Source organism: Burkholderia sp. LMU1-1-1.1 (assembly GCF_040675865.1).
Classification (GTDB): domain Bacteria; phylum Pseudomonadota; class Gammaproteobacteria; order Burkholderiales; family Burkholderiaceae_D; genus Rugamonas.
Window position 1 is genome coordinate 72,188 of sequence record NZ_JBEGHG010000009.1, and the last position, 24,043, is coordinate 96,230.

General features: G+C 66.0%; 21 protein-coding genes. 9 read left to right on the plus strand and 12 right to left on the minus strand.

Annotated elements, in window-relative coordinates; genetic code table 11:
• The first annotated feature begins 6 nt into the window (after nucleotides 1–6).
• Both MRBLMU1_RS09980 and MRBLMU1_RS09985 read left to right on the plus strand, forming a co-directional pair.
• Nucleotides 7–3,084 (plus strand): efflux RND transporter permease subunit, encoded by a 3,078-nt coding sequence (locus MRBLMU1_RS09980; RefSeq protein ID WP_363500349.1) that lies wholly within the window; start codon nucleotides 7–9, stop codon nucleotides 3,082–3,084.
• Nucleotides 3,085–3,122: 38 nt separating this feature from the next.
• Nucleotides 3,123–4,169 (plus strand): GGDEF domain-containing protein, encoded by a 1,047-nt coding sequence (locus MRBLMU1_RS09985; RefSeq protein ID WP_363500352.1) that lies wholly within the window; start codon nucleotides 3,123–3,125, stop codon nucleotides 4,167–4,169.
• Nucleotides 4,170–4,171: 2 nt separating this feature from the next.
• On the opposite strand, the gene MRBLMU1_RS09990 is transcribed toward MRBLMU1_RS09985, so the two are convergent.
• The 5 genes from MRBLMU1_RS09990 to MRBLMU1_RS10010 form a co-directional block, all read right to left on the minus strand.
• Nucleotides 4,172–5,695 (minus strand): serine hydrolase domain-containing protein, encoded by a 1,524-nt coding sequence (locus MRBLMU1_RS09990; protein ID WP_363500355.1) that lies wholly within the window; start codon nucleotides 5,693–5,695, stop codon nucleotides 4,172–4,174.
• 200 nt (nucleotides 5,696–5,895) lie between these two features.
• The gene (locus MRBLMU1_RS09995; RefSeq protein ID WP_363500358.1) at nucleotides 5,896–8,055 is read right to left on the minus strand and encodes a TonB-dependent receptor; all 2,160 of its coding nucleotides are present in this window, start codon (nucleotides 8,053–8,055) and stop codon (nucleotides 5,896–5,898) included.
• Between the two features lie 138 nt (nucleotides 8,056–8,193).
• Nucleotides 8,194–8,514, minus strand: a complete 321-nt coding sequence (locus MRBLMU1_RS10000) for a hypothetical protein (RefSeq protein WP_363500361.1) — start codon at nucleotides 8,512–8,514, stop codon at nucleotides 8,194–8,196.
• A 90-nt stretch (nucleotides 8,515–8,604) separates the two neighbouring features.
• Nucleotides 8,605–9,303, minus strand: a complete 699-nt coding sequence (locus MRBLMU1_RS10005) for a response regulator transcription factor (protein ID WP_363500365.1) — start codon at nucleotides 9,301–9,303, stop codon at nucleotides 8,605–8,607.
• 26 nt (nucleotides 9,304–9,329) lie between these two features.
• Complete coding sequence (locus MRBLMU1_RS10010; protein WP_363500368.1) at nucleotides 9,330–9,740, minus strand: hypothetical protein; 411 nt, start codon at nucleotides 9,738–9,740, stop codon at nucleotides 9,330–9,332.
• Between the two features lie 231 nt (nucleotides 9,741–9,971).
• Between MRBLMU1_RS10010 and MRBLMU1_RS10015 the strand changes: the two genes are divergently transcribed.
• Genes MRBLMU1_RS10015 through MRBLMU1_RS10030 form a run of 4 tightly spaced genes read left to right on the plus strand, consistent with a single transcriptional unit; the run spans nucleotide 9,972 to nucleotide 13,237 of the window.
• A complete protein-coding gene (locus tag MRBLMU1_RS10015) occupies nucleotides 9,972–10,247 on the plus strand; it encodes a DUF1427 family protein (protein ID WP_363500371.1) in 276 nt (91 codons plus the stop codon).
• On the plus strand, nucleotides 10,244–12,181 hold the full coding sequence (locus MRBLMU1_RS10020) for an amidohydrolase (RefSeq protein WP_363500374.1): 1,938 nt from the start codon (nucleotides 10,244–10,246) through the stop codon (nucleotides 12,179–12,181). The genes MRBLMU1_RS10015 and MRBLMU1_RS10020 overlap by 4 nt, the downstream gene beginning before the upstream one ends.
• A gap of 2 nt (nucleotides 12,182–12,183) precedes the next feature.
• The gene (locus MRBLMU1_RS10025) at nucleotides 12,184–12,594 is read left to right on the plus strand and encodes a DoxX family protein (RefSeq protein WP_363500377.1); all 411 of its coding nucleotides are present in this window, start codon (nucleotides 12,184–12,186) and stop codon (nucleotides 12,592–12,594) included.
• Nucleotides 12,581–13,237: a YoaK family protein gene (locus MRBLMU1_RS10030; RefSeq protein ID WP_363500380.1), complete on the plus strand. Its 657-nt coding sequence runs from the start codon at nucleotides 12,581–12,583 to the stop codon at nucleotides 13,235–13,237. Before MRBLMU1_RS10025 ends, MRBLMU1_RS10030 begins: the two co-directional genes overlap by 14 nt.
• Nucleotides 13,238–13,256: 19 nt before the next feature.
• Here MRBLMU1_RS10030 and MRBLMU1_RS10035 read toward each other — a convergent pair whose 3' ends face one another.
• Entirely contained in the window at nucleotides 13,257–13,895 is a 639-nt protein-coding gene (locus MRBLMU1_RS10035; protein WP_363500383.1) for a response regulator transcription factor, read from the minus strand.
• A 184-nt stretch (nucleotides 13,896–14,079) separates the two neighbouring features.
• On the opposite strand from MRBLMU1_RS10035, the gene MRBLMU1_RS10040 reads away from it, so the two are divergent.
• Nucleotides 14,080–15,051: a LysR family transcriptional regulator gene (locus MRBLMU1_RS10040; protein WP_363500386.1), complete on the plus strand. Its 972-nt coding sequence runs from the start codon at nucleotides 14,080–14,082 to the stop codon at nucleotides 15,049–15,051.
• Between the two features lie 15 nt (nucleotides 15,052–15,066).
• Here MRBLMU1_RS10040 and MRBLMU1_RS10045 read toward each other — a convergent pair whose 3' ends face one another.
• The 4 genes from MRBLMU1_RS10045 to MRBLMU1_RS10060 all read right to left on the minus strand — a co-directional run bounded on the left by MRBLMU1_RS10045 (nucleotide 15,067) and on the right by MRBLMU1_RS10060 (nucleotide 20,986).
• The gene (locus tag MRBLMU1_RS10045) at nucleotides 15,067–16,017 is read right to left on the minus strand and encodes a tetratricopeptide repeat protein (RefSeq protein WP_363500389.1); all 951 of its coding nucleotides are present in this window, start codon (nucleotides 16,015–16,017) and stop codon (nucleotides 15,067–15,069) included.
• A gap of 41 nt (nucleotides 16,018–16,058) precedes the next feature.
• A complete protein-coding gene (locus tag MRBLMU1_RS10050) occupies nucleotides 16,059–17,318 on the minus strand; it encodes a D-amino acid dehydrogenase (protein WP_363500392.1) in 1,260 nt (419 codons plus the stop codon).
• An 11-nt stretch (nucleotides 17,319–17,329) separates the two neighbouring features.
• Complete coding sequence (locus MRBLMU1_RS10055) at nucleotides 17,330–19,216, minus strand: DUF885 domain-containing protein (RefSeq protein WP_363500395.1); 1,887 nt, start codon at nucleotides 19,214–19,216, stop codon at nucleotides 17,330–17,332.
• A 150-nt stretch (nucleotides 19,217–19,366) separates the two neighbouring features.
• A complete protein-coding gene (locus tag MRBLMU1_RS10060) occupies nucleotides 19,367–20,986 on the minus strand; it encodes an FAD-dependent oxidoreductase (protein WP_363500398.1) in 1,620 nt (539 codons plus the stop codon).
• Nucleotides 20,987–21,101: 115 nt separating this feature from the next.
• Here MRBLMU1_RS10060 and bla point away from each other — a divergent pair, with 115 nt between their 5' ends.
• Both bla and MRBLMU1_RS10070 read left to right on the plus strand, forming a co-directional pair.
• Nucleotides 21,102–21,968, plus strand: coding sequence for a class A beta-lactamase (gene bla / locus MRBLMU1_RS10065; protein ID WP_363500401.1), 867 nt, complete (start codon nucleotides 21,102–21,104; stop codon nucleotides 21,966–21,968).
• Nucleotides 21,969–21,998: 30 nt separating this feature from the next.
• Complete coding sequence (locus tag MRBLMU1_RS10070) at nucleotides 21,999–22,544, plus strand: hypothetical protein (protein ID WP_363500404.1); 546 nt, start codon at nucleotides 21,999–22,001, stop codon at nucleotides 22,542–22,544.
• A 38-nt stretch (nucleotides 22,545–22,582) separates the two neighbouring features.
• Here MRBLMU1_RS10070 and MRBLMU1_RS10075 read toward each other — a convergent pair whose 3' ends face one another.
• The gene (locus MRBLMU1_RS10075) at nucleotides 22,583–23,284 is read right to left on the minus strand and encodes a polysaccharide deacetylase family protein (RefSeq protein WP_363500407.1); all 702 of its coding nucleotides are present in this window, start codon (nucleotides 23,282–23,284) and stop codon (nucleotides 22,583–22,585) included.
• A 44-nt stretch (nucleotides 23,285–23,328) separates the two neighbouring features.
• Nucleotides 23,329–23,988 (minus strand): PEP-CTERM sorting domain-containing protein, encoded by a 660-nt coding sequence (locus MRBLMU1_RS10080; protein ID WP_363500410.1) that lies wholly within the window; start codon nucleotides 23,986–23,988, stop codon nucleotides 23,329–23,331.
• Nucleotides 23,989–24,043 lie beyond the last annotated feature (55 nt).

Sequence of the window (24,043 nt, forward strand, 5' to 3'; positions counted from 1 at the left end):
CGCGCCATGAACTTTACCGACATCTTCATCAAACGTCCGGTGCTGGCCAGCGTGGTCAGCCTGCTGATCGTGGTGCTGGGCCTGCGCTCGCTGTTCAGCCTTCCGATCAACCAGTATCCGAAGACGCAAAACGCGGTGGTCACGATTTCCACCACCTACTATGGCGCCGACGCGGCCACCGTGGCCGGCTTCATCACGCAGCCGCTGGAATCGGCGATCTCGCAGGCGCAGGGCATCGACTACCTGTCCTCGTCGAGCAACAGCGGGGTGTCGACCATCACCGCCACCTTGCTGCTCAATTACGACTCCAATCGCGCGCTGACCGAGATCACCACGCAGGTCAATTCGGTGCGCAACCAGCTGCCGCAGCAGGCGCAGCAACCGGTGTTGACGGTGCAGATGGGCCAAACCACCGACGCCATGTACATGGGCTTCTACAGCGACACGCTGCCCACCAATAACGTCACCGACTTCCTGGCGCGGGTGGTCAAGCCCAAGCTCGATTCGATCCAGGGCGTGCAGACGGCCGAGCTGCTGGGCGCGCGCCAGTTCGCGCTGCGCGCCTGGCTCGACGCCGGCAAGATGGCGGCCCACGGCGTGACGGCGGCGGAGGTGAGCGCCGCGCTGGCGTCGAACAACTACCTGGCCGGCCTGGGTTCGACCAAGGGCCAGATGGTCAGCGTGCCGCTGACCGCCGGCACCGACTTGCACACGGTGGAGGAGTTCAAGGCGCTGGCCGTCAAGCAGAGCGGCGGCGCCATCGTGCGGCTGGAGGATGTCGCCAACGTCACGCTGGGGTCGGAGAACTACGATTTCAACGTCGCCTTCAGCGGCGTGCGCTCGGTCTTCATCGGCATCAAGGTGGCGCCGGAGGCCAATATCCTCGACGTGGCGAGCCGGGTGCGCGAGGCCTTCCCGGCGATCAAGGAGCAGCTGCCCACGGGGCTGACCGGGGAGATCGTCTACGATTCGACGGAGTTCATCAACACCTCCATCCACGAAGTGGTGGTCACCCTGGTGGAGGCGCTGGTGATCGTGACGGTGGTGATCTATCTGTTCCTGGGCAGCCTGCGCGCGGTGATCGTGCCGGTGATCGCGATGCCGCTGTCGCTGATCGGCACCTTCTTCATGATGCTGATGCTGGGCTATTCGATCAATCTATTGACGCTATTGGCGATCGTGCTGGCGATCGGCCTGGTGGTCGACGACGCCATCATCGTGGTGGAGAACGTCGACCGCCATATGAAGGCGGGCATGAAGCCCTTCGACGCCGCCATCCTGGCCGCGCGCGAATTGGGCAGCCCTATTTTGGCGATGACGGTGGTGCTGATCGCCGTCTACGTGCCGATCGGCTTCCAGGGCGGACTGACAGGCGCGCTGTTCACCGAGTTCGCGTTCACCCTGGCGGGGGCGGTGGCGGTGTCTGGCATCGTCGCGCTGACCCTGTCGCCGATGATGTGCGCCTACTTCTTCGACCCCAAACAGGACCAGGGCAAGTTCGTCAAGGCCATCGACCGCGTGTTTGAGAAGGTCCATAACGGCTACCTGCGGCTGTTGCATAGTTTGCTCAACACCTGGCTGGTGCTGATCGTGCTGGGCGTGATACTGAGCGCGTTGCTGGGCGTGATGTTCACGATGTCGCAGTCCGAGCTGGCGCCGGAGGAGGACCAGGGCATCGTGCTGTCGCAGGTGGTCGGCGCGCCGACCGCTACCTCGGACCAGATGCAGGCCTATGCGAAGCAGATTTTCGACATCGCCAAGGCGCTGCCGGAGTACGACCAGATGTTCCAGATCACCGGGGTGCCGACCACCAACGCCGGCATCGGCGGCGTGTTGTTCAAACCATGGGACAAGCGTAGCCGCTCGGCCGCCGAGATCCAGCAGGAGTTGCAGCATAAGTGGGGCAACGTGGCCGGCGGCCGCGTGGCGGCGTTCCAGTTCCCGGCGCTGCCGGGCAGCTCCGGCCTGCCGGTGCAATTCGTTATCACCACCACCGAGCCGTTCGAGAACCTGAACAACGTGGCGCAGGCGGTGCTGGCCAAGGCCACCAAGGAAGGCAAGTTCTATTTCGCCGACGTCGACCTGAAGATCGATTCGCCGCAGGCCCGCGTGGAGGTGGACCGCGACAAGCTCAGTACCCTGGGCCTGACGCAGCAGGACTTCGGCAACGCCATGGCGGCGGCGCTGGGGGGCGGCTACGTCAATTACTTCTCGATCTCCGGCCGCTCGTATAAGGTGATCCCGCAGGTGCGCCAGGTCGACCGCCTCAACCCGTCCGATGTGCTCAACTTCTACATCAAGACGCCGAGCGGCGGCATGATCCCGGCCAGCACCGTGGCCAGCATCAAGTACAGCGTGCAGCCGGAATCGGTCACCCGCTTCCAGCAACTCAATTCGGCCACGATCTCCGGCGTCAGCGGGGCCTCGCAGGGCGAGATCCTCGAGTACCTGCGCAACGCGGTGAGGGAAGTGGCGCCGTCCGGCTACACGGTCGACTATTCCGGCTCGTCGCGCCAGTTCATGACCGAGTCGGGCGGCTTTGTCGTGACCATGGCTTTCGCCGTGATCATCGTGTTCCTGGCGCTGGCGGCGCAGTTCGAGAGCTTCCGCGATCCGATCGTGATCCTGTTCTCGGTGCCGATGGCGCTGTTCGGCGCGATGACCTTCATCTTCCTCGGTTTCGCCTCGATCAATATTTATACGCAGGTTGGGCTGGTGACATTGATGGGACTGATCTCCAAGCATGGTATCCTGATCGTGGAAGTGGCGAACCACCTGCGGGCGGGCGGAAAGAGCAAGCGCGAAGCGATCGAGGAAGCATCCGCCACGCGTCTGCGGCCGATTTTGATGACCACGGCCGCCATGGTGTTCGGCGTGGTGCCGCTGGTGATCGCTTCCGGCGCCGGCGCCGCGGGACGGCACGCGATGGGACTGGTGATTTTCACAGGGCTGTCGATCGGAACGCTGTTTACGCTGTTCGTGGTGCCGGCCGTGTACATGCTGCTGGCGGGGGAACACAAGGCCGAGGCGCCAGCGGGAGAACGTCCGGCTGCGCCGGCGCCGGCGCACGCGCCGGTGTCATAAAAAAAAGCAAAAAACCAAAGAGACGACTGGCCACCTTTATGCCTGAATTAGAGAAGATTTTTGGCGGCCGGCTGGCCTGGGTATCGGCCCGCCGCAAGCGCAGCAAGGAAGAAGTCATCCTGTTGTTGATGTGCTCATTGAGCATACCGAGCATCCTGCCGTTCGGTATCTACCGGCTGCTGCAGGGCAGCTGGATCTCCGCCGCCGTCGATCTGGCGCTGGTGGCGGCCATGCTGGCGGTGATCGTCCATGTCTTGCGCACCGGCCGCTACAAGGCCGCCAGCCTGGGGGTGACGCTGTTCTATTCGGCGGGCATGCTGGCCACCATCCACCTGCGTGGGCTGTCGCTGGTGTACTGGGTCTATCCGACCATGATCGCCGCCTATTTCATGCTGCGTCCCCACGTGGCGCTGGCGATCAACAGCGTGTCGATGCTGGTGCTGGTGGCGATCCTGACGCGCGAGCTGGAGTTGCTCAACTTGTTCACGGTGGTGGTGACCATTTCGCTGGTCAATCTGTTCGCCTATATCTTCTCGTATCGCACCGGCCTGCAAAACCAGGAGCTGCATACGGAGGTCGAGCGCGATTTCCTGACCGGCGTGGGCAACCGCCGCGCGCTGGATGGCAAGCTGGAAGCCTATGCCGCCGAACGCAGGCCGCATCCGGGATCGTGCCTGCTGCTGCTCGACCTCGACCACTTCAAGCAGGTCAACGACCGGTACGGGCACGCGGCCGGCGACAAGGTGCTGGTACGCCTGTGTGAATTGATGCGCAGCCACACCCGTTCCTCGGACCAGATCTTCCGCTACGGTGGCGAGGAATTCGCCATCATCGCCACCGGCGCGGGCCTGGGTGCCGCCAGCCGGCTGGCCGAGGGATTGCGCGCGGCGGTCGCCGAGGAACCGTTGATGGAGGGGCATCCTATCACCGTGTCGATCGGCGTGGCGGGCATGGACAAATCCAGCACGCCGGAAGAGTGGCTGATGCGTGCCGATAAAATGCTGTACGCCGCCAAGCAGGCCGGCCGCAATACCGTTCGGGTGGACAACCCGGCGACGCCCGTAGAGAATAAGGAACGTGTTTAAGCCTACTTCTGCGTATCCGGTTCGAGCGCTTCGATGACGGCCGCCAGCAGGGCTTGCGGCTGATAGCGCAGCCGCTCCGGCGTCAGGCCCAGCCGCACCAGCACCAATCCTTTGGAGGGAACGATGGCGATGGACTGGCCGTCGTGGCCCAGCATCCAGAAGGTATCCTCCGGAAGTTTGAAAGGCAGGTCGGGATTTTGTCCCGGCGGCGTTGCGCCTTGCGGTCCGTGCCGCCAGACCTGGCCCTGGCCGTATTGGCCGCCAGATGCCGGCGCCGGTTGCCGCATGGCCTCCACGAATCCGGCGGGCAGCATGCGTTTGCCCTGCCAGACGCCGTCCTGCAGCAGGAACTGGCCGAAGCGCGCCCAATCGTGCGTGCTGGCGAACATATAGCTTGAACCAACCAGGTTGCCGCGCGCGTCCGCTTCGATCAAGGCGCTGCTCATGCCCAGTTGCGCGAACAGCCGGTCGTGCGGCAGCGACAGCACGGCCACCGATGTCGGTCCGTTCTTGGCGGGCAGGGCGCCGGCGGTGGTAAGTTGACCAACCCCGATTCCGCCACCGGCGTTTGTGTCGTCGCCCGCATCGCCACGGGCAGCGGCATTCGCGCCCGCCGCCGCGCGCTGCCAGATGCGCGACAGCAGCAGCGAGGTTCCGCTCGAATCGTTCCATGCGGTGCCGGCCGGCTGCAACAGCGGCTGGGCCGCCGCGTAGGCGGCCATGTCCGGCTCCAGATACAGCATGCGCGTGAGGTCGGAGACGCCGCCATAGCTCTCGTCGAACTGCAAGCCGCTGCTCATCGCCATCAGGTGGGACAGCGCGATCTGCGAGCGGGCGTCGGCGCCCGCCGGCCAGAAGCCGCTTTGTTGCGGCGACAGTTTGCCTTCGGCGATGTGCATGCCCACCAGCGCGGCGTTGACGGTCTTGGTCAGCGACCATCCCAGCAGCGGCGTGCGCAGCGCGAAGCCGTCGCCGTAGCGCTGCGCCACCAGGCGGCCGCGATGGATCACGGCGATGCCGCGCATCCCGGGGCCGGACAGCGCGTCCTGGTTCACCAGCGCCTGCACCGCCGGCGCGGTGTCCGCCATCGAGCCGGTCGGCCACGGCACGCTGGGCGACGGCGACCAGATCTTGATCGGGACAAAATTGTAGAGCGACGCCCGCTCCACGTCCCCGTCCGGCACCACGGCGCAGCCGGTGCCGGGCCGGTAGACCGCGAGCCCGCCGCCGATCACGCCGAACAGGTCGGCGCGCACCACCTTGCGCTGCTGGTCGATCCGTACTTCCAGGTGTTCGAGTATGGGATGGCCGGGCGCCTGGACATCGTGCGCCAGCACGCCGGCGCTATCGCGGCCGGCGACGAAGACGTTGGAGCAGACGGTTTTGGCGGCGTAGGCTGCGCCGATGCGCAGCAGTTCCGGCGGGCTGGCGACCAGCGCCCATGCGGCGGCGGCCAGGATGATCAGGATGGCGCCGATGGCAAGCAGCAATCGGAACAACAGCCGGGGGAATGCGCGAGACGCCATCTACACCCTTGCCGTCAGGGGCCGGCGAGCGTTGTATCGGTCAGCAACAGGGTAGTACATATCATCTTCCGCGAAAGGCCTCGCACCGATTATGCCTACAACAACCGCCGAATACAACGGCCACACGAACCTGCGCGGCTCCACGAAAGGGAAAAAATCGAGGCCGGCACTGGTGTTGCATCCGGCGCCGGCGCTCATGGTCAGAAGCTGGTCGACAGGCCCGCGTACAGCGTGCGGCGCGCGCCGTACTGCGGCGCGCCGACGCCGACGCCGGAGCCGTCGCGCAGCAGGTACGATCTGTCGAACAGGTTGATCACCGCCAGCCGTCCCTCGACGTTGCCGACGGGGGTGTTTTTCCAGTTATGCGTCAGCGACAGGTTGGCCGTGACGTAGCCCGGCAGGGCGCCCGAATTCGGCGCGCCGCCGTCCGGCGTCATGCGCAGGCCGCTGCCATACAGGACGTCGCCGCTGACTTGCGAGTCGCCGAAATGGTAGTGCGCGCCGCCCGAGACGGTGTAGGTCTGGTCATGGTCGACGAAGATATAGTGGTTGGCGATGTACGCCAGTTCGTCGGGTGCGAACAGCGACTGGCCGGAGGTGATGTTCTGCGCCTTGGCCTTCTGCGAAGTCACATTCAGGAAGGCGCCCCAGTCCTTCTCGCTGTAGACGGCCGACAGTTCCAGCCCTTTGGCGTAACCGCGATCGTAGTTAAACGGCGACAGGATCAGCGCCTGGCCGAACTGGCCTTCGTCGAGCATGTTGTGGATCTTCTTGTAGTAGGCGTCCGCCGTCACCGTCAACTGTTCGTTGAACTTGTGGCTCAGGCCCGCGTCGAAGTAATTGGTGCGTTCGGCCTTGACGTTGTCCGACACCGGCACTTCCGGCGCGTTCGACGTACCGGCGTACTTGTCGATGCTGGCTTGCGCGGCCAGTTCCTGTGGCGGCGGCGTGAAGTAGCGCGAATAGCCGGCGTGCAGCGTGGTGTCCTTGGCCACCTGGTAGGCCAGGTTCACGCGCGGGCTCCATTGATGCTCGTTGATGAAGGCCGACACCTTGTCGTAGCGCAGGCCGTAGTTCAAGGTCAGCGGCGCGCCGATATGCCATTCGTCCTGCAGGTAGATGCTCGACAGCTTGCCGATCTGGCTGTTGTTATCGACGATGGTGCGCGGATCGGTGCCGGCCTGCGTGCCGTCGGCGTTCATGTCGAACACGGAGACGCTGTTGTCGCTATGGGTGTTCTGGCGCGAGTAGGCCAGGCCGGTGCGCACGGTGTGGGCGTCGTTCAGCTTATAGCTGGCGTCGAACTGCACGCCGCTGGAGGAGTTCGAGCGCAGGGTGTCGGAACCGACGCCGTTGTAGACCAAATCGCCGACCTGGTCCGGCGTGTAATGCAGTTCGGAGTATTGGTGGAAGGCCGAGACCTGGTAATTCAGGTCGCCCAGGCTTTTTTGCAGCGACAGCACCAGGAAGCGGTTGACCTCCCGCTGGCGCTCGTCGAGCTGCGACGACGGCAAGGTCCTGGTGCCGGCGGCGGCGTCGCTTTGGCCGGTGAGCGAAAACGCCGGCGCCTGGTCCGGATTGTTCGGGATCTGGAAGCGGCCGTTATAGGTGCCGAACATCAGGCCCAAACGGGTCTGGTCGTCGAGGAACCAGGACAGGCTGCCGAACGACTTGGCCTGTTTGGTTTGATTGTGGATGGCGTCGCGGGTCGGCAGCGGGTTTTCGATGCCCATTTTATTGGTCAGGTAGCTGCCGGACAGGTAGTAGTTGAACGCGCCCTGGGTGCCGAAGAATTCCGCGCTCGGCGCCACGTAGTCGTTGCTTCCCACCAGCACGCCGACGCGGCCGCCGGATTTGACCGTGCCTTCCTTGGTCTGGATATCGACGATGCCGGCCGTGCGCAGGCCGAATTGCGCCGGCAGCGCGCCGGTGATGAAATCGGTCTGCTGCACGAAGCGGGTATCGATCGACTGGCCGAAGCCGGTGATACTTTCCGGCAGCTGCACGCCGTTGACGCGGTACTGCACATTGGCGTGGTCGTCACGAACGTGGATCGAGCCGGATGCCTTGGAGTCCTGGGCCACGCCGGGAAGGCGCAGCAGCACTTCATTGAACGGCGTGTTGTCGCCCTGGCCCAGCTGGTCGATCATGTGGCGGTCGATCGAGTAGACGGTGGTGCCGACGTTGGGCGAAAGGTCGATGCGCGCGCTTTTCAGGTGGGCGACGATGTCGACCTGCTGCATCGGCGCGGCCGGGGCATCAGGGCCGGCGGCAGGGGCGTCATCGGCGTGGGCGTGGGAGGCGTAAAAGGCGGCGGCCAGCAGCAGTGGCAGCGTGCGGAGTTGTGGGGTGCGTTGCATGTTCAATCCTTGAATGTTCAGGCGCGTGCGGCCGCCGGCCCGCGGAGACGTGACGAAGCGTATCGAAACGTGTCGGGCAGGCGCGCGGTTGCGCAAATTCGCGCAAAGGGGCGTTACGGGTGGTGCGGTGAAGTCAGGTCAGGAGAGAACAGCGAAGGGCGGGGCGTGCGAAGGGGGAGTGAGGTAGCCGGCGCTGGCGATCCAGGCCTGGCGCGGCAGCGCGGCGACGGCGTAGCTGACCAGGGAGGCCACCGGAACCACCGTCGCCGGAGGTGGCGGCGCGCCGAACGGCATGTCGGTGATTTCGCATGCCGCGCAATCGCTTTTGTGGTCGTCGGTGTAGGCATGCGTGTGCGATACCGCGCCGATCAGTTGCAGCGCCAGGAATATCAGCACGAACAACATCACCACGCGCTGGTAGCGCGTGTTGCGATGTTGCGTGGCCGGGGAAAGCGTCATTGCGTGCATAGCCGCGATTTTACAGGGGTTATGCGCGAACAGACAACGCCTATTCGCGTTGCCCGTCGATCGGGAGGGGGGAGGGGGCCGTCAGTGCTGGCTATGGACGCTGTCGCCGACCAGGCCCCGGCGCGTGGCCAACACCACCGCGTGGGTGCGTGCCGTCGCGCCAAGCTTGTCGAAAAGACCTTTGACGTGCGTCTTGACGGTGCCGACGCCGATCCCCAGCTCGCGCGCGATCGACTTGTTGCACTGGCCCTGGGCGAGCAGCTGCAGCACGTCGGTCTCGCGGCTGGTCAGGCCGATGCGGGTGAAGCTGTCGGCCACGCAGCGGCTCAGGTCCGCGCTCAGGTAGCGCATGCCCCGGCTCAGCGAGCGCACCGCCGACAGCAGCTGGTCGGCAGGGCTGTTTTGCAGCAGGTAGCCGTGCACGCCGGCCATCATCGCCGTGCGCACCTCCCACTCGCGGTCCAGCTGCGTGACGATCAGCACCCTGGGCAGCTGTTCCTGGCCGTGCTGGGCGTCGGCGCGGCGGCGCATGTGTTCCAGCGCGCCCTTGTGGTCGACGATGACGACGTCGGCGCCGCAGTGACAGGCATCGTCGGCAGTCGGGCCGCTCCTGACCGAGATGTCGGCGTTCGCCCCGAGCAGGGCGGCCAGGCCGGCGCTGACGATGGCGTCGGCGTGCGCCACCAGCACATTGATTTTTTCGCCCTGATGGAGGATGGCGGCCGTCCCATTGCTACCTCCCACGGCCGTCTGCGGCCAGGTTTTGCTATCGAGTCGCATGTCGTTACTCCCATATGAACGTCTGACTAAAATCGGTTGTGGTCCGAAGGGCTGGCCGGCAGCACCAGACGGCGCCGGCCGAACAGCCGCGCGTCCGCCGCGTACGCGCCTGGCCCCAGCAGCACCAGCGCGGCGGCGGTGAAGGCGCCGACGATGCACGGCGAGGCTTGCGCCCAGCCGGCGTGGGCCAGGCAGAACAGCTGGGACAGCGAGGCGAAGGCGCCCGCCACCGGTGTCAGCATGCCGAGCACCAGCAGCGCCGTCAGCAATACCGCCAACAAGGCCGCCAGGCTGGCCGGCAGCATCGCCTGCCACCACCACGGCGCCATTTCGGTGAGCAGCGTTTCCGACAGCAGTTGCAGCGCCACGGCCAGCCGCAATAGCAGCAGGCCGACGCCGGCGCCGCCGCGCGGAAAACTGGTGCTGAATCCACGCATGTTTGTCGGCCCTCGCTGGTTTGCATTTCTGGCAGCCAGCTTAAGCTTTTTCGAGGCTTTTGCCACGCCCCGATCCGGGGTGGAGGGCATACCTAGATCGGGGTATGTTCAAACCCCACCGCATGTGACATTGTTCGGGCAACGTCACCGCCGCCGGGGGTGTCCCTGGCACAAAGGCAGGGGCGCGGCTCGCGGTTCAGGGAGTACAGTTTTAGCTTTAAGGAGCCAGCCATGAAAATTTATATCGTCTCGATCGCCACCGGCCTGCTGGTCGGGATCATCTACGGATTCTTGAACGTGCGCTCGCCGGCGCCGCCGGTCATCGCGCTGGTCGGCCTGCTGGGCATACTGCTCGGCGAGCAGGTGCCGCCGTTGCTGCGCCAGCTGTGGCAACCGCAGCAAGCGCAGGCCAAACAGGCGTCGTGGATCGAAGACCACGTCAAGCCGCATTGCTTCGGCCAGCTGCCGGGCGCTCAGGCCGAAAATGAACAGAAAAGGAAAGTATGATGACCGCCTCCACCTCCACCCACACCAGTCCCGACCTGATTTTGCACCGGGGCTTGTTCACCACCCTGGACCGCTCCAACCCGCACGCTGAGGCGGTGGCCATCAAGGACGGCCGCTTCACCCACGTCGGCCGCGCCAACGAGATCATGGCGCTGGCCGGTCCGGCCACACGCGTCATCGACCTGCAGGGCAAGCGCGTGTTGCCGGGCCTGATCGACAACCACTGCCACATCATCCGTGGCGGCCTGAATTTCAACCTGGAGCTGCGCTGGGACGGCGTGCGCAGCCTGGCCGACGCGATGGAGATGCTCAAGGCGCAGGTGGCGATCACGCCGGCGCCGCAATGGGTGCGCGTGGTGGGCGGTTTCACCGAACATCAATTCGCCGAGAAGCGCCTGCCGACCATCGCCGAATTGAACGCGGTGGCGCCGGACACGCCGGTGTTCATCCTGCACCTGTACGACCGCGCCTTGCTGAACGGCGCCGCGCTGCGCGCCGTGGGCTACGACAAGAACACGCCGGCGCCGCACGGCGGCGAGATCCTGCGCGACGCCGCCGGCAATCCGACCGGTCTGCTGCTGGCCAAGCCTAACGCCGCCATCCTGTACCAGACCCTGGCCAAGGGACCCAAGCTGCCGCTGGAATACCAGGTCAACTCGACCCGCCACTTCATGCGCGAGCTCAATCGCCTCGGCGTGACCGGCGCCATCGACGCCGGCGGCGGCTTCCAGAACTATCCGGAGGATTACCAGGTGATCCAGCAGCTGTCGGACGCCAAGCAGCTGACGATACGCCTGGCCTACAACCTGTTCACGCAAAAGCCGCAGCAGGAGAAGGAGGACTTCCTCAACTGGACGCAAAGCGTGACCTACCAGCAGGGCGACGACTACTTCCGCCACAACGGCGCCGGCGAGATGCTGACCTTCTCGGCGGCCGACTTCGAGGACTTCCGCCAGCCGCGTCCCGATATGCCGGAGAACATGGAAGACGACCTGGAAGGCGTGGTGCGGGTGCTGGCGCAGAACCGCTGGCCATGGCGAATGCACGCCACCTACGACGAAACCATCAGCCGCGCGCTCGACGTGTTCGAGAAGGTCAACCAGGATATCCCGCTGGCCGGCCTGAACTGGTTCTTCGACCACGCCGAGACCATCTCCGACCAGTCGATCGACCGCATCGCCGCGCTGGGCGGCGGCGTCGCCGTGCAGCACCGCATGGCCTACCAGGGCGAATACTTCGTCGAGCGCTACGGCCACGGCGCGGCCGAGGCCACGCCGCCGGTCAAGAAAATCCTGGAGGCCGGTGTCAAGGTCTCCGCCGGCACCGACGCCACGCGCGTCGCCTCGTACAACCCGTGGGTGTCGCTGGCCTGGATGATCACCGGTAAAACCGTGGGCGGCATGCAGCTGTACCCGCGCGCCAATTGCCTGGACCGCGAAACGGCATTGCGCATGTGGACCGAGAACACCACCTGGTTCTCGAATGAGGTGGGCAAGAAGGGCCGCATCGAGGTGGGCCAGCTGGCCGACCTGATCGTGCCGGACAAGGATTTCTACGCCTGCGCCGAAAGCGAGATTTCCGACATGAGCTCGCGCCTGACCATCGTCGGCGGCAAGATCGTCTACGCGGCCGGGGAGTTCGCCGCCTACGACGAGGCGCCGCCGCCGGCCATGCCCGACTGGTCGCCGGTGCGCCGCTTCGGCGGCTACGCCGGCTGGGGGGAACAGATCGGCAACAACCGCGCCGCCCTCAAGGAACTGGAGCAGCGCAAGCGCCACCAGGCGCAGTTGCGCGAGCAGCAGGCCGCCTGCGGCTGCGCCAAGCAGTGCAATGTGCACGGCCACCAGCACGCCACGGCGTGGACCAGCAAGCTGCCGATCGCCGATCTGAAAAGCTTCTGGGGCGCGCTGGGTTGCGCCTGCTGGGCGGTGTGACGATGGCCTTCCCTTCGTTTTTGCGCGCCCCGTGGGTGCGCTGGTCCGGCCTGTTGCTGCTGTGCTCCGCGTATCTGCAGGGCGGCATCGACAAGCTGGCCGACTTCGGCGGCGCCGTCGCCGAGATGCAGCACTTCGGCGTGTCGCCGGCGGCGCCGATGGCCGCCGTGGTGATCGCCGGCGAGATCGGCGCCTCGCTGATGATACTGGCCGGCTTCTATCGCTGGCTGGGCGCCGGCTACCTGGCGGTGTTCACCTTGATGGCCACCTTCATGGCCAACCGCTTTTGGGAGGTGACCGGGCCGGCGCGCTTCATGGCCGAAAATGGCTTCTTCGAACACCTCGGCCTGACCGGCGCCTTCGTGCTGGTGGCCTGGTACGATATTCAGAAAGGTAAGGATGGAACGCGGTGATATCAAACAAGGCGTCACGCTCGGCTTTTTAGCCGGCTACGTCGACACGCTGGGCTTTATCGGCCTGTTCGGATTGTTCACGGCTCACGTGACGGGCAACTTCGTGCTGATCGGGCGCTCGGTGGTGCAGGCGGCGCCGGAGATCTTCCTCAAGCTGCTGGTGTTTCCGGTGTTCATGCTGTTCGTCGCGATCGCGCGGCTGCTGATCCTGCACTGGCAGCGCTCGGGCGGCAAGCAGCTGCGTAACAGCTTCCTGACGCAGTTGCTGCTGATGGTGGCGACGGTGGCCTGCGCCTGGCTGGCGGCGCCCATCGTCTCGGCCGACGCGCCGCTGAGCATGGCGACCGGCATGCTGTGCGCCGGCGCGATGGCGGTGCAGAATGCCTATGGCAAGCTGCTGCTGGGGAAATCGGCCGCCACCACCGTCATGACCGGCAACGTCACGCAGCTGGTGATCGATCTGGTGGATTCGGCGCGCGGCGACCCGGACGCGATGGGGCGTTGCAAGAAGCTGGTCTGGCCGGTGCTGGCGTTCGCGCTCGGCTGCATGGGCGGCGCGCTGGCGTTTGTCGCCGTTGGTTTCAACGGTTTGCTGTTGCCGTGCGCGCTGTTGTTGTGGCTGGCCATGGCCGCCGTCGACTGAGCTTGTTTTAAAAGTAAGACTAAATCGTAATAATGCCGCGCTTGAGGGCGATCGTCACCGCGTGGGTGCGATCGTTCGCGGCCAGTTTGGCCAGCACGTTTTTCATATGCGCCTTGACGGTTTCCTCGGAAATCGACAGGTGCTCGGCGATCCGGCGGTTCGAATTGCCGCCGGCGGCGTGATTGAGCACTTCCATCTCGCGCGGGCTCAACGGCCCCTGGCCCATGTGCTGGGCCAGCTCCATGGCGATTTCCGGCGGAATGCGGCGCTGCCCCATGTGGACGCCGCGCACGGTGTCGAGCAATTCGCGCCGCAACGTGCTTTTCAGCAGGAAGCCGCTGGCGCCGCCTTGCACGGCGCGCAGGATCTGGGCGTCGCCCTTATAGGTGGTCAACATGATGATGCGGGCGCCGCCGTGTTCGCGGCGGATGTGCTGCAGCGCGGTCACGCCGCACATTTCCGGCATGGCGATGTCCATGATGGTCACGTCCGGGCGCAGCGCCTCGTAGCGCTCGACGGCCTCGCGGCCGTTGTTGGCCTCGCCGACCAGGCGCATATCGTCCTGGCTGGAGATGGCCTCGCCGAGGCCGGCGCGCAGCAGCGGATGGTCGTCGACGACCAGCACGGTGATGGGGCGGGGTGCGTTGCTGAGTTCCATGTTGTAGGGGATGCGATCTTCCGATTAACAGGAATGTAAACCAAGTTGGACGACTCCGCCCAACGTGTGCGATTGTGGTGTGCAGTGCAACACAAAGTATGCACTTTAGCAAAAAATGGCACAATAGCTCTTCCGGCAATTGTCTTTTGCATTTTCCGCAACCGGCCGGCATGGGGAGAATTGGATGATCGATGCCTTGCATTGCCTGATCGCGGTGGTCGAGCACCGCAGCCTGTCGCGCGCGGCGGTGCAGCTGGAGATGGCCGTGTCGTCCGTTTCGCGCAAGCTCGACGCGCTGGAGGCGCAGCTGGGCGCCCGGCTGCTGGTGCGCAGCTCGCGCCACGTGGTGCTGACCGACGCCGGCGAGCGCTTCCTGCCGCGCGCCCGCAATATCCTGGCCGAACTGGCCGAAGGGCAGGCGGCGGTGCAGGAGACCGAAAGCGAGCCGCGCGGCCTGTTGACGGTGACCGCGCCGGCCGGCTTCGGCCGGCTGCATGTGGCGCCGGCCATCGCGACGTTTTTGCGGCGCTATCCCAGGCTGCAGGTGGATTTGCACGTCAGCGACAGCGTCGTCGATCTGGCCTCGCGCCGGATCGACGTGGCGGTGCGCGCGGGCGTGCTGCCCGACGGGGATCTGGTGGCGACGCGGCTGGCGCCGCAGAACCGCGTGGTCAGCGCCAGTCCCGGGTATCTGGCGCGGCATGGCTGGCCGGCCTCGCCGGAGGATTTGCTCCACCATCAATGCCTGTCGATGGTGGGCAAGTCTCCACGCGCATGGTGGCGGTTCGAGGGTGTCAATCAAAACCAGCCGCTCGACGTGAAAAGCGCGCTGCGCTGCGACGATACCGATACGCTGATGCACGCGGCGATCGCCGGGGCGGGGCTGGTTCATCTGGCCAACTGGATGGTCAGCGAGGCGATCGTGGCCGGCAAGCTGGTGCCGGTGTTTCCGATGGCGCCGTTGCAAAGGGATGTGTCAGTGACGCGGCACGATCCGACCGCATCGGCGATCCACGCCGTGCACATGCCGGGACGCTCCAACCAGGCCAAGTCGCACCTGTTGATCAATCATTTGCGCGAGTATTTCGGCGATCCGCCGTATTGGGATGTGGCGATGGAAGCCGCCGGGGCCGGCGAACGCCGGGCCCCGGCTTAACGGTTCAATTACGATTTAATTCCATTCGTCGCCCCCGCCGCCGGCATCGCCGCCGGAATCATCCCAGCCGCCGCTGACGCCGAAGTCGTTGCCGCCCATGTCGTCGTTTTGCACGATGTTGCTGTGCGCAGGATCGTCGTAGACGATGTCGTTGCGTCCCTGGTCGTTGGCGGCATTGCCGCCATTCTCATGGCCGCCGGTGAACTGGCGCGCGATCGCTTCGCCGGCCACCAGGCCCGCGCCCAGCGCGGCGCCGGTCGCCAGGCCGCCCATGATGCGCGAACCCATGCCGTTCCCTTGCGGCGCCTGGCCGTAGCCGGGACCATAACCCTGCTGCGGATAACCGCCGCCGGGAGGATAGCCCGGCGGGGTGCCGCCCGGATTAAAGCCCTGGCCACCTTGATTAAAGCCGCCGACGCCGCCTTGCTGCTGCGCGCGGCGCGACATGAAGCGCGAGGCGATAAAGATGAAGCCCACCAGCAGGCCGCCCATCAGCAGAACGGTGCCCCATGGGATGCCGCCGCCACCGCTCGACCCGGAACCGGCGCTGGCGCCATTGGCGTAGCCGCCGCTGTTATAACCGGTCTTCTCGGCGGCTGGCTTGTGCTGCGTGTAATTCTCTTTCGGTTTGGCGTCGCCCGTGGCGATCACCGCGCGCAGCTTGCTGACCGCCGTCGCGTCGATCTTCGGCAGGCCGGGCGAGAGCCGTTCGGCCGTGTCCAGCGACTTTTGCGCGGCCGCGAACTTGCCTTGCTTGGCCAGCAGCTCCGCTTCGACGAAGTGGGCTTTGGCGCTGTTCGGGTGCTCTTTGAGCACTTGGTCCATCAACGCCTGCGCCTCGGTGAATTTTCCGGCTTCGGCGGCAACGTAGACATCGTGTACGGTGGGAGCAGCCGCAAAGACCGGCGCCGCCAGCGCCATCGCGCCGGCCAGCAAAGTGATGCTTGCTAAGGATTTTGCCTTCATGGTCGATCTCCAGTTGGAACTACTCTAATGATGATGGCAGTTTAGGCCATTTTCAAGGGGACGGCGGTGCGTTGCGCCACAGAGCGCAGATTGGCCTCGACGGTGGAGGCGATCATGTCGGCGGTGGCGGCGGACAAGGTCCAGCCCAGATGGCCGTGGCCCGTATTGTAGAAAACGCAAGGCAGCTTGCCCTGGCCGACGCGCGGCATCAAATTGGGCATCATCGGCCGCAATCCCGCCCACGGCGTGATATTGCGCGTGGCGACGCCGGGAAAACGCTGCCGCACCCAGTCGACCAGCGGCGCGATGCGGTCGGCGCGGATGTCGCGGTTGAAGCCGTTGAATTCGGCCGTGCCGGCCACGCGAAAGCGGTCCTCGCCCAGCCGGCTGGTGACCAGCTTGGCGGCGTCGTCTTCCAGGCTCACCGTGGGGGCCGCGGCGCGGCTGGCGTCGTCGTCCAGGTGGACGGTGATCGAATAGCCCTTGACCGGATAGACGTTGACGCGGTCGCCCAGCATGGCGGCCAGCTCGCGGCTGGCGGTGCCGGCGCAGATCACCACGCCGTCGTAGACGCCGATGTCCGGCACGCCGTCCTGCAGCACGGTGACGCAGGCGCCGCGCGCGTCCGCGCTCAGGCCCACCACCTGCTGGCCGAAGCGCATGCGCACCCCGAGCCGCTGCGCCGCCTGCGCCAGCCCGGTGGTGAATTTATGGATGTCGCCGGAGCTGTCGCTCTCGGTGTAGTGGCCGGCGTAGTAGTCGCCCGCCAGCGTCGGCTCGATCGCGCGCATCTCTTCCGGCGTGACGGTGCGCCGGCGCACGCCGCCCTGCGCCAGCAGCAGCGAGACGTCCTCGCCGTGTTCGAAATCGGCGCGGTCGCGGTAGATGTGCAGGATGCCGGCGCGTTTGAGGTCGAAGTCGATGCGCTCCTCCTCGGCCCAGCTGAACAAATGCTCGCGCGCCGCCACCGCCAGTTTGGCGATGGCGACGGTGTTTTCGCGGTAGTCCGGCATGGCGGAGATGAACTCCGCCAGCCAGGACAGCTTGTGCCAGCCCGGTTTGGGGTTGAGCAGCAGCGGCGCGTCCTTGCGCAGCATCCACTTCAAGCCCTTGGCCACGGTGGCGCGGTGGTTCCATACCTCGGCGTTGGAGGCCGACAGCTGGCCGCCGTTGGCGAATGAGGTCTCCATCGCCGGATAGCGGTGGCGCTCGAGCAGCGTCACGCGCAGGCCGCGTTTGGCCAGCGCGTAGGCGGTGGTGACCCCGGTGATGCCGCCGCCGATGACTGCGATGGTCTTCATGGCGGTCCGGATCAGGCCTTCTTCACGCCCGCGATGTAGCGGTCGATCACCGTCGGCAGCACCGTCAGCGGCACGCCGCAGCTTTGCACCAGCGCGTCGTTGAAGCCGGGCAGGTCGAATTTCGGCCCCAGCGCGGCCTTGGCGCGCTCGCGCTGGCGCAGGATCTCGTTGTGGCCCACCTTGTAGCCGCAGGCCTGGCCCGGCGACACCGTGTAGCGGTCGATTTCGCTGGTCATGGCCTGTTCGCCACGGCCGGTGCTTTCGACCAGGAAGCGGATCGCCTGGTCGCGCGTCCACTTCATCGCGTGCATGCCGGTGTCGACCACCAGGCGGCAGGCACGGAACTGCTGCGCCTGCAGATAGCCGATCTGGCTGAACGGATCGTTGACGTACAGGCCGAATTCGTCGACCAGCTGCTCGGCGTACAGCGCCCAGCCCTCGATGAAGGCGTTGAAGCCGATCAGCGAGGAGATCAGCGGCAGTTCGTTGTGGTGCTCGGCCAGGTAGGCGCCTTGCCAGGCGTGGCCCGGCAGGCCTTCGTGCGCGGTCAGGGTGGCGATCTCGGACTTCGGCCACAGCGTGGTCGATTTCAGGTTGATGTAATAGATGGCCGGACGCGAGCCGTCCAGCGCGGCGAAGTTCATATAGCCCAGCGGCGCGCCCGACTCGATATCGACCGGCACCCGCCTGACTTCCAGCGGCGCCTTCAGGTTCATGTTGGAGATCTTGGGCATCAGCGCGCGCACCGCCTCGACGCGGTCGTTGCAATAGGCGATCAGTTCCTCGCGGCCCTTGTCGTTGTCGGCGTAGAAGCGTTTCGGGTCCTTCGACAGCGCCAGCAGGCGCGCGCCGACGGTGCCCTGCGTGATGCCCTGCGCCTTGAGGATGGCGTCGATGCGCGATTGCAGCATCTTGTTCTGTTCCAGGCCGACCGCGTGGACCTCGCGCGGACTGAGGTTGGTGGAGGTGCCCAGGTGCAGCGCCCACTCGTAATAGGCCGCGCCGTCGGGCAGGCGGTGCACGCCGGCGACATCGGTGGCCTTGGCCGTGGCGCGGGTGAAGGTGGCGATCTGGCGCTCCAGCGCCGGGTAGACCTGGCTTTCCACCAGCGCCGTTACGCGCGCGTTCCAGTCGCCGGCGAGGCCCAGCTTTTGCGTGCGCTCGGTCAGCGAGGTGACCAGCTTTTGCTGCGCGATCGCGGTCTTGCGGTAGTCCTGTAACTGGCCCAGCGCCGTGCGGGCGATGAAGTTCGGCGGCAGGATGCCGCGGCTGGCCTGGTCGGCGATGCGGGTGCTTTCCTGGTCCAGCATGCGCGCCATGCCGGTGACGCGGTCCAGATAGGCCTCGGCGTCGGCGGCGTCGGCGATCTGGTGCTGCGAGTGCAGGAATTCCGGGATGCGCGTGACCGCGCCGTCCTGCTGCGTGACGGGGAAGGGCGAGGTGCCGCCGTTGAAGCCGGCGGCAGCGCCGCCGAAGGAGAAGCGCAAGCCCTCCAGGCCTTCGTTGGCGGCGTAGCGGATGGTGTCGTAGCGGATCTGGGCGTCGGCGCCGAGCTTGGCGCGGTCGATGCCGGACAGGCGCTTGAGCATCGATTTGACCTGGCCGGCCCAGGCGGCATCGCCGGAGCGGCTGAGGTTTTCCAGCTGCGATTTCAGGCCGGCGCGCTCGCCCTTGTCCAGGCCCAGCGAGGTGGCGGTGGTTGGCGACAGGCGCAGGATTTCCTCGGCAAAACTGTCGATCAGTTGCGTGAAGCGGGCGTCGCCGGCGGCCGGGGGGGCCGATGTGGCGGCCTGCGCCCGCGCCAAACCGGGCAGCAGGGGCAGGGCGCCGACGGCGGTGGCTGAAAGGGCGGACAGCAGCAGGTCGCGGCGGGTGAAGTTCTGGGACTTGTTGCTCATGACATCCTTTTATTGTTTGTTGGCAATGCGGGCCGAGTCTGCGGACGAGAGTTTTCAACGGTACCCATCGCTCGGCAGCCGGCGCGACGCTGACCATAGCGCGTCCGCCGGAAAATTGTCAATGAGTATTGTGTGCCGGTTAAGGCGGATTTAATACTGGGGCGACGATGACGGAGGCGATTCCGGCGATGAATCCGACATCGGATACGGGTGCGCATGCGGCGGCGCGGGCAGGTCGGCATCGGCGGAGGGACTCGGCTCGAAGCGCAGCTGGAAACGGGCGATCAGTTCCCGCAGCGCGTCCAGTTCCTGGCGCGGCAGCGCGAGCGCCACGTGCATGTCCGGGCGGATCAGGTAGGCGGCGTCCTCCAGCAGGCCGGCCTCGCCGGCGGTGTCGGTCCACGGCCAGGCGTGCAGCGGGAGGCGCAGCACCTGGGCCGCGGCGGCGAGTAAGGGATCGGTTTTGCCGTAGACGTGCAATTGCCACCCCAGGCTGCGCAGCGGGGCGAAGTTGTCGCCGCCATCCGCCCGCGGCACCCACGGCAGGCGATCGCCGCCGATAATCTCGCCAGCGCGCCCGCCGCTGAGCAGGCTGTCGGGATAGTGGATCTGCACCTGGGACACCGTCTTGAACAAGGTGCGGCGCGCGGCGGTGAAACCGGTCAGCATCGGGAACACATGCGGCACCAGCCAGTTGCGCAACAATTGGCCGCCGGCGCCCTGCGACACCACCAGCTGGAAGGCGCGGTCGGTGGTGGTGACCAGCTTGCGGGCGAAGGCGAGCCGTTCGGCCTGGTAGGTGTCGAGCAGCGCGCCGTGGGCGCCGGCCTGCAGCACGTGCGCCAGCTTCCACGCCAGGTTGACGGCGTCGCCGATGCCGGTGTTCATGCCCTGGCCGCCGGCGGGGCTGTGGATGTGCGCGGCGTCGCCGGCCAGGAAGCAGCGGCCGACGCGGAACTGCGACGCCACCCGGTGGTGCACGCGGTAGGTGGAGAACCAGTTGAGCTGCTCGACCTTAATGCCAAGCAACGGTTCCAGCACGGGGCGCACGTCCTCGAAATTGGGTTCGGGCTTGCCCGGGGCCGGCTCGGGCATGATGCCGATCAGGCGCTGCATGCCGCGCGAGCGCACCGGCAGCATCAGCGCGAAGGTGTTGGCGCCCAGGTGGCCGACCAGGTCGACATTGGGCGGGCCGTCGGTCTTGACGTCGGCCACGTAATACAGGTGGTCGTAGGTGCCGCCGCCGAAACCGACCTTGAGCGACTCGCGCACGCGGCTATGGGCGCCGTCGCAGCCGCACAGGAAGGCGGTGTTGCACGCGATGCGTTCGGCGCCGCGCTGGAGCACCGCGCGCACGCCCCATTCGTCCTGCGTGAACGATTCGAGTCCGGTGTTCCAGTCGACCTCCACGCCCTGCGCGCGCAGTTGCTCGACCAAGAATTGTTCATGGTCGTCCTGCGGGAATGCCAGCACGAAGGGGTAGGGGCTGATGCCGGCGCCGACGTCCTTGAGCGGCAGCTGGGCGATATCGTGGCCGTCCTCGCGCAGGTGGATGGCCTCGATGCGGATGCCCAGATCGACGACGGCGTCGGCGAAACCCAACTGGCGATAGAATTCGAGCGTGCGCGCATGCACGGCCATCGCCCGGGACGCCTGGCCGGGGCCGCTATTTTTGTCGATGATGCGCACGGCGACACCATGCCGCGCCAGCCGCAGGGCGAGTACCAGGCCGGTGGGTCCGGCGCCAACGATGAGAACTTGGGGAACCATCAACCCAGTCTACCCGCGTGCGCGAATGCGGCGCGCGCAATTGGGGATGCTTATTGGATAAATTGGTATTATATTGGTCAATATTGTTACTGATCACCACCCACCCACGCCCGATATGACCCATTCCGCTACCCGCCGTACCTTGTTGCTGGCACTCGCCGCGACGCCACTTGCCCGCGCCTACGCCGCGCCGATGCCGCCGGATATGCGGCTGGTCCGGTTGGAGGCGGCGTCCGGCGGGCGCCTGGGCGTGGCCGCGCTCAACACCGCCGACGGCCGCGAGTTGCTGCATCGCGCCGACGAGCGCTTTCCGTTTTGCAGCACGTTCAAGATGATGCTGTCGGCGGCGGTGCTGGCGCGGGAGCCGTCGGTGCTGCAACAGACCATCCGCTACGACAAGGACGAGCTGGTGGCGCATTCGCCGATCACCGAAAAGCATCTGGACGGCGGCATGACCATCGAGGCGCTGTGCGCGGCCACCATCCAGTACAGCGACAACACGGCGGCCAACCTGCTGATGCGCCACCTCGGCGGACCGGAGGAGGTGACCGCCTACGCCCGCTCGATCGGCGACCGGCAGTTCCGCCTGGACCGCTGGGAGACCGCGCTCAACAGCGCCATCCCGGGCGACCCGCGCGACACCACCACGCCGGCGGCAATGATGGCGTCGCTGCACAAGCTGACACTGGGCGAGGCGCTGCCGCCGGCCAAGCGCGCGATCTTGACCGATTGGTTGATCGGCAACACGACCGGTGCCACCCGCATCCGCGCCGGCGTGCCGTCGAGCTGGACGGTGGGCGACAAGACCGGCGCCGGCGACTATGGCACCATTAACGACATCGCCATCCTGTGGCCGCCGGGCGGTAGACCGCCGATCGTGCTGGCCGTTTATCTCACGCAGCCGGGAAAGGACGACAAGACGCGCCCCGAAATCCTCGGTCAGGCGGCGAAGATTGTCATCGATGCCTTCAAGGTGGGCTAAACTACGGCCCTTAACACTAGTGGGCCACCCATGACGAACAGAAAACAGCCGCCAGCCAAAAATCCCGCCGAGGCGCCGGTGGGCCGCGCGCCCAATCCCTTCCTCAACGCTGAGTTGTATTCCCGCATGCGCGACTACACCGAGCGCGACGCGGCGTTTTCGAAGGAATTGAAGGCGATCGGCGAGAGCGGCGCGGGCAAGCGCAGCACCGACGCGCGCAAGGCGCCGTCGCTGGCGGTGCTGCGCGGCGTGGTCAAAAAGGGTTTGCCGCTGTGGACCATGCTGGACCGCATCGTCGACGGCGTCGAGAGCGGCTTGTGGGAACCGTGGCTGACGGCCTACGGCTTCGAGCTGCGCGGCGTCAACTACGCCAAGACGGGCGAGCGCAACGCGCGGCTGGCGCTGGACATCAGCCTCGGTTCGAAGGCGCACACGGCGTTCGCCAACGCCGGCGTGGGCAACTGGCGCAGCCTGGTGGTGGAGGATTGCGCCCAGGTGCAGATCGACAAGCCGACCGAAAAGGCGCCGGCCAAGGCCCACGCCATCTTCTTCCTGGATGCGCCGCCGCAAAGTTGAGGCGTGATTCGCATCACGCGATTCGGTCTAGCGAGCTTTTATTTCTCCCACTCGAGGTGCACCACCTTGTAGCCCTTGTCCTTCAATAGCCTGAGCAGCGAGGGCAGGGCCTTGACCGTCGGGCCGTTGGCGTCGTGCATGAGTATGATGCCGCGGCCGGGCTTGGTCAGGTTCTCGGCCAGGCGGACCATCAAGACTTCGGTCGTGTCGTGTGGCAGCCAGTCGTTGATGCCCAGGTCGATCGACATCACGGTCACCTTGGCGGCCTTGAGCGCCGCGAGCATCGTCGGCGTTTCTTCCAGATACGGGAAGCGGTAAGCCGGCGCCGACACGCCGAACGCGGCGTGATAGGCGGCCTGGTTCTTGCTCAGGTCGTCGAGTTGCTGCTGCGCGCCGAGCTCGGACAAATGTGGATGCGTGTTGCTGTGGATGCCGGCCGAATGGCCCTCGGCGACGACGCGCCGCGCCAGTTCCGGCGACCGCGCCAACTTGTCACCGAGCATGAAGAACGTCGCCTTGACGCATTGGTCGGCCAGGGCCGCGAGCACGGCGGGCGTGCCCGCCGGTTCCGGTCCGTCGTCGAACGTCAGCACGACCTCGCCTTTTTCCAACGGCAGCGCGGCATGCTGTTGCGTGCCATAGAGCGCGCCGTCGCGCGGCAGTTTGATGGTGCGGCTGGTGCCGAGCTTGTCGGCGCCGCATTCGGCGGCCAGAACGGGGCCGGCCAGCGAGGCCAGCATGCCCATTGCCACGAGTTTTGTGACTTTTCCGGTAGAAAGCATTTTCAGACGGCGCGTTTGCGGCGTGCCAGGGCCGACACCAGCGCGATGCCAGCCAGCATCATGGCATAGGTTTCCGGCTCGGGGACGGCGCTCACGGCCAGTTGCGTGCCTTCGATCAGCGCCGCCGGGCTAAGGATGTTTTCGAAGCCGCCGGTCCAGACGCCCGCCTCGGTCGAGAGCGCATAGTTGGCCAGGTTTCCGGTGGTCCAGGTCGCCGAGGTATCGACGGCCGAACCGGTCAGCCAGTAGGTGCCGGCGCCGAGCGTCCAGTTCAGGTTGGACAGGGAGGCGCCGGTGAGCACGCCGGTCAGGTCGCTCGAGTACAGGAGCTTGCCCGATGGCAGTTGCTGGAAGTCGCCGGGGTTGGGCATGCCGGTGGTATCCGGCTGGAACGATGTCATGATGCCCAAGGTGAGCTTGCCCAAGCCGCTCGCGTTATCGATGGCGGTGCGGATCGAGGTGATTTTCGTCTCGGCGGTCAGCGTGAAACGCACGGCATGGCTTTGCTCGTGGTGCGTGCCATCGGCATCGGTGCCGTTGTCGACCGCGTACTGCAGGAAATCGTTGGGGCCGAAGCTGTCGAAGACGACGGCCGCGTTCGCCGAGCCGGCCAGCAAGCCGAGTACGAGCATTGGGATGGCAAAAAAGCGTGTTGGTGACATGACAAACTCCGTAATTTCAAACAAGTAGGAAAAGCACAATACCATTATTACATGC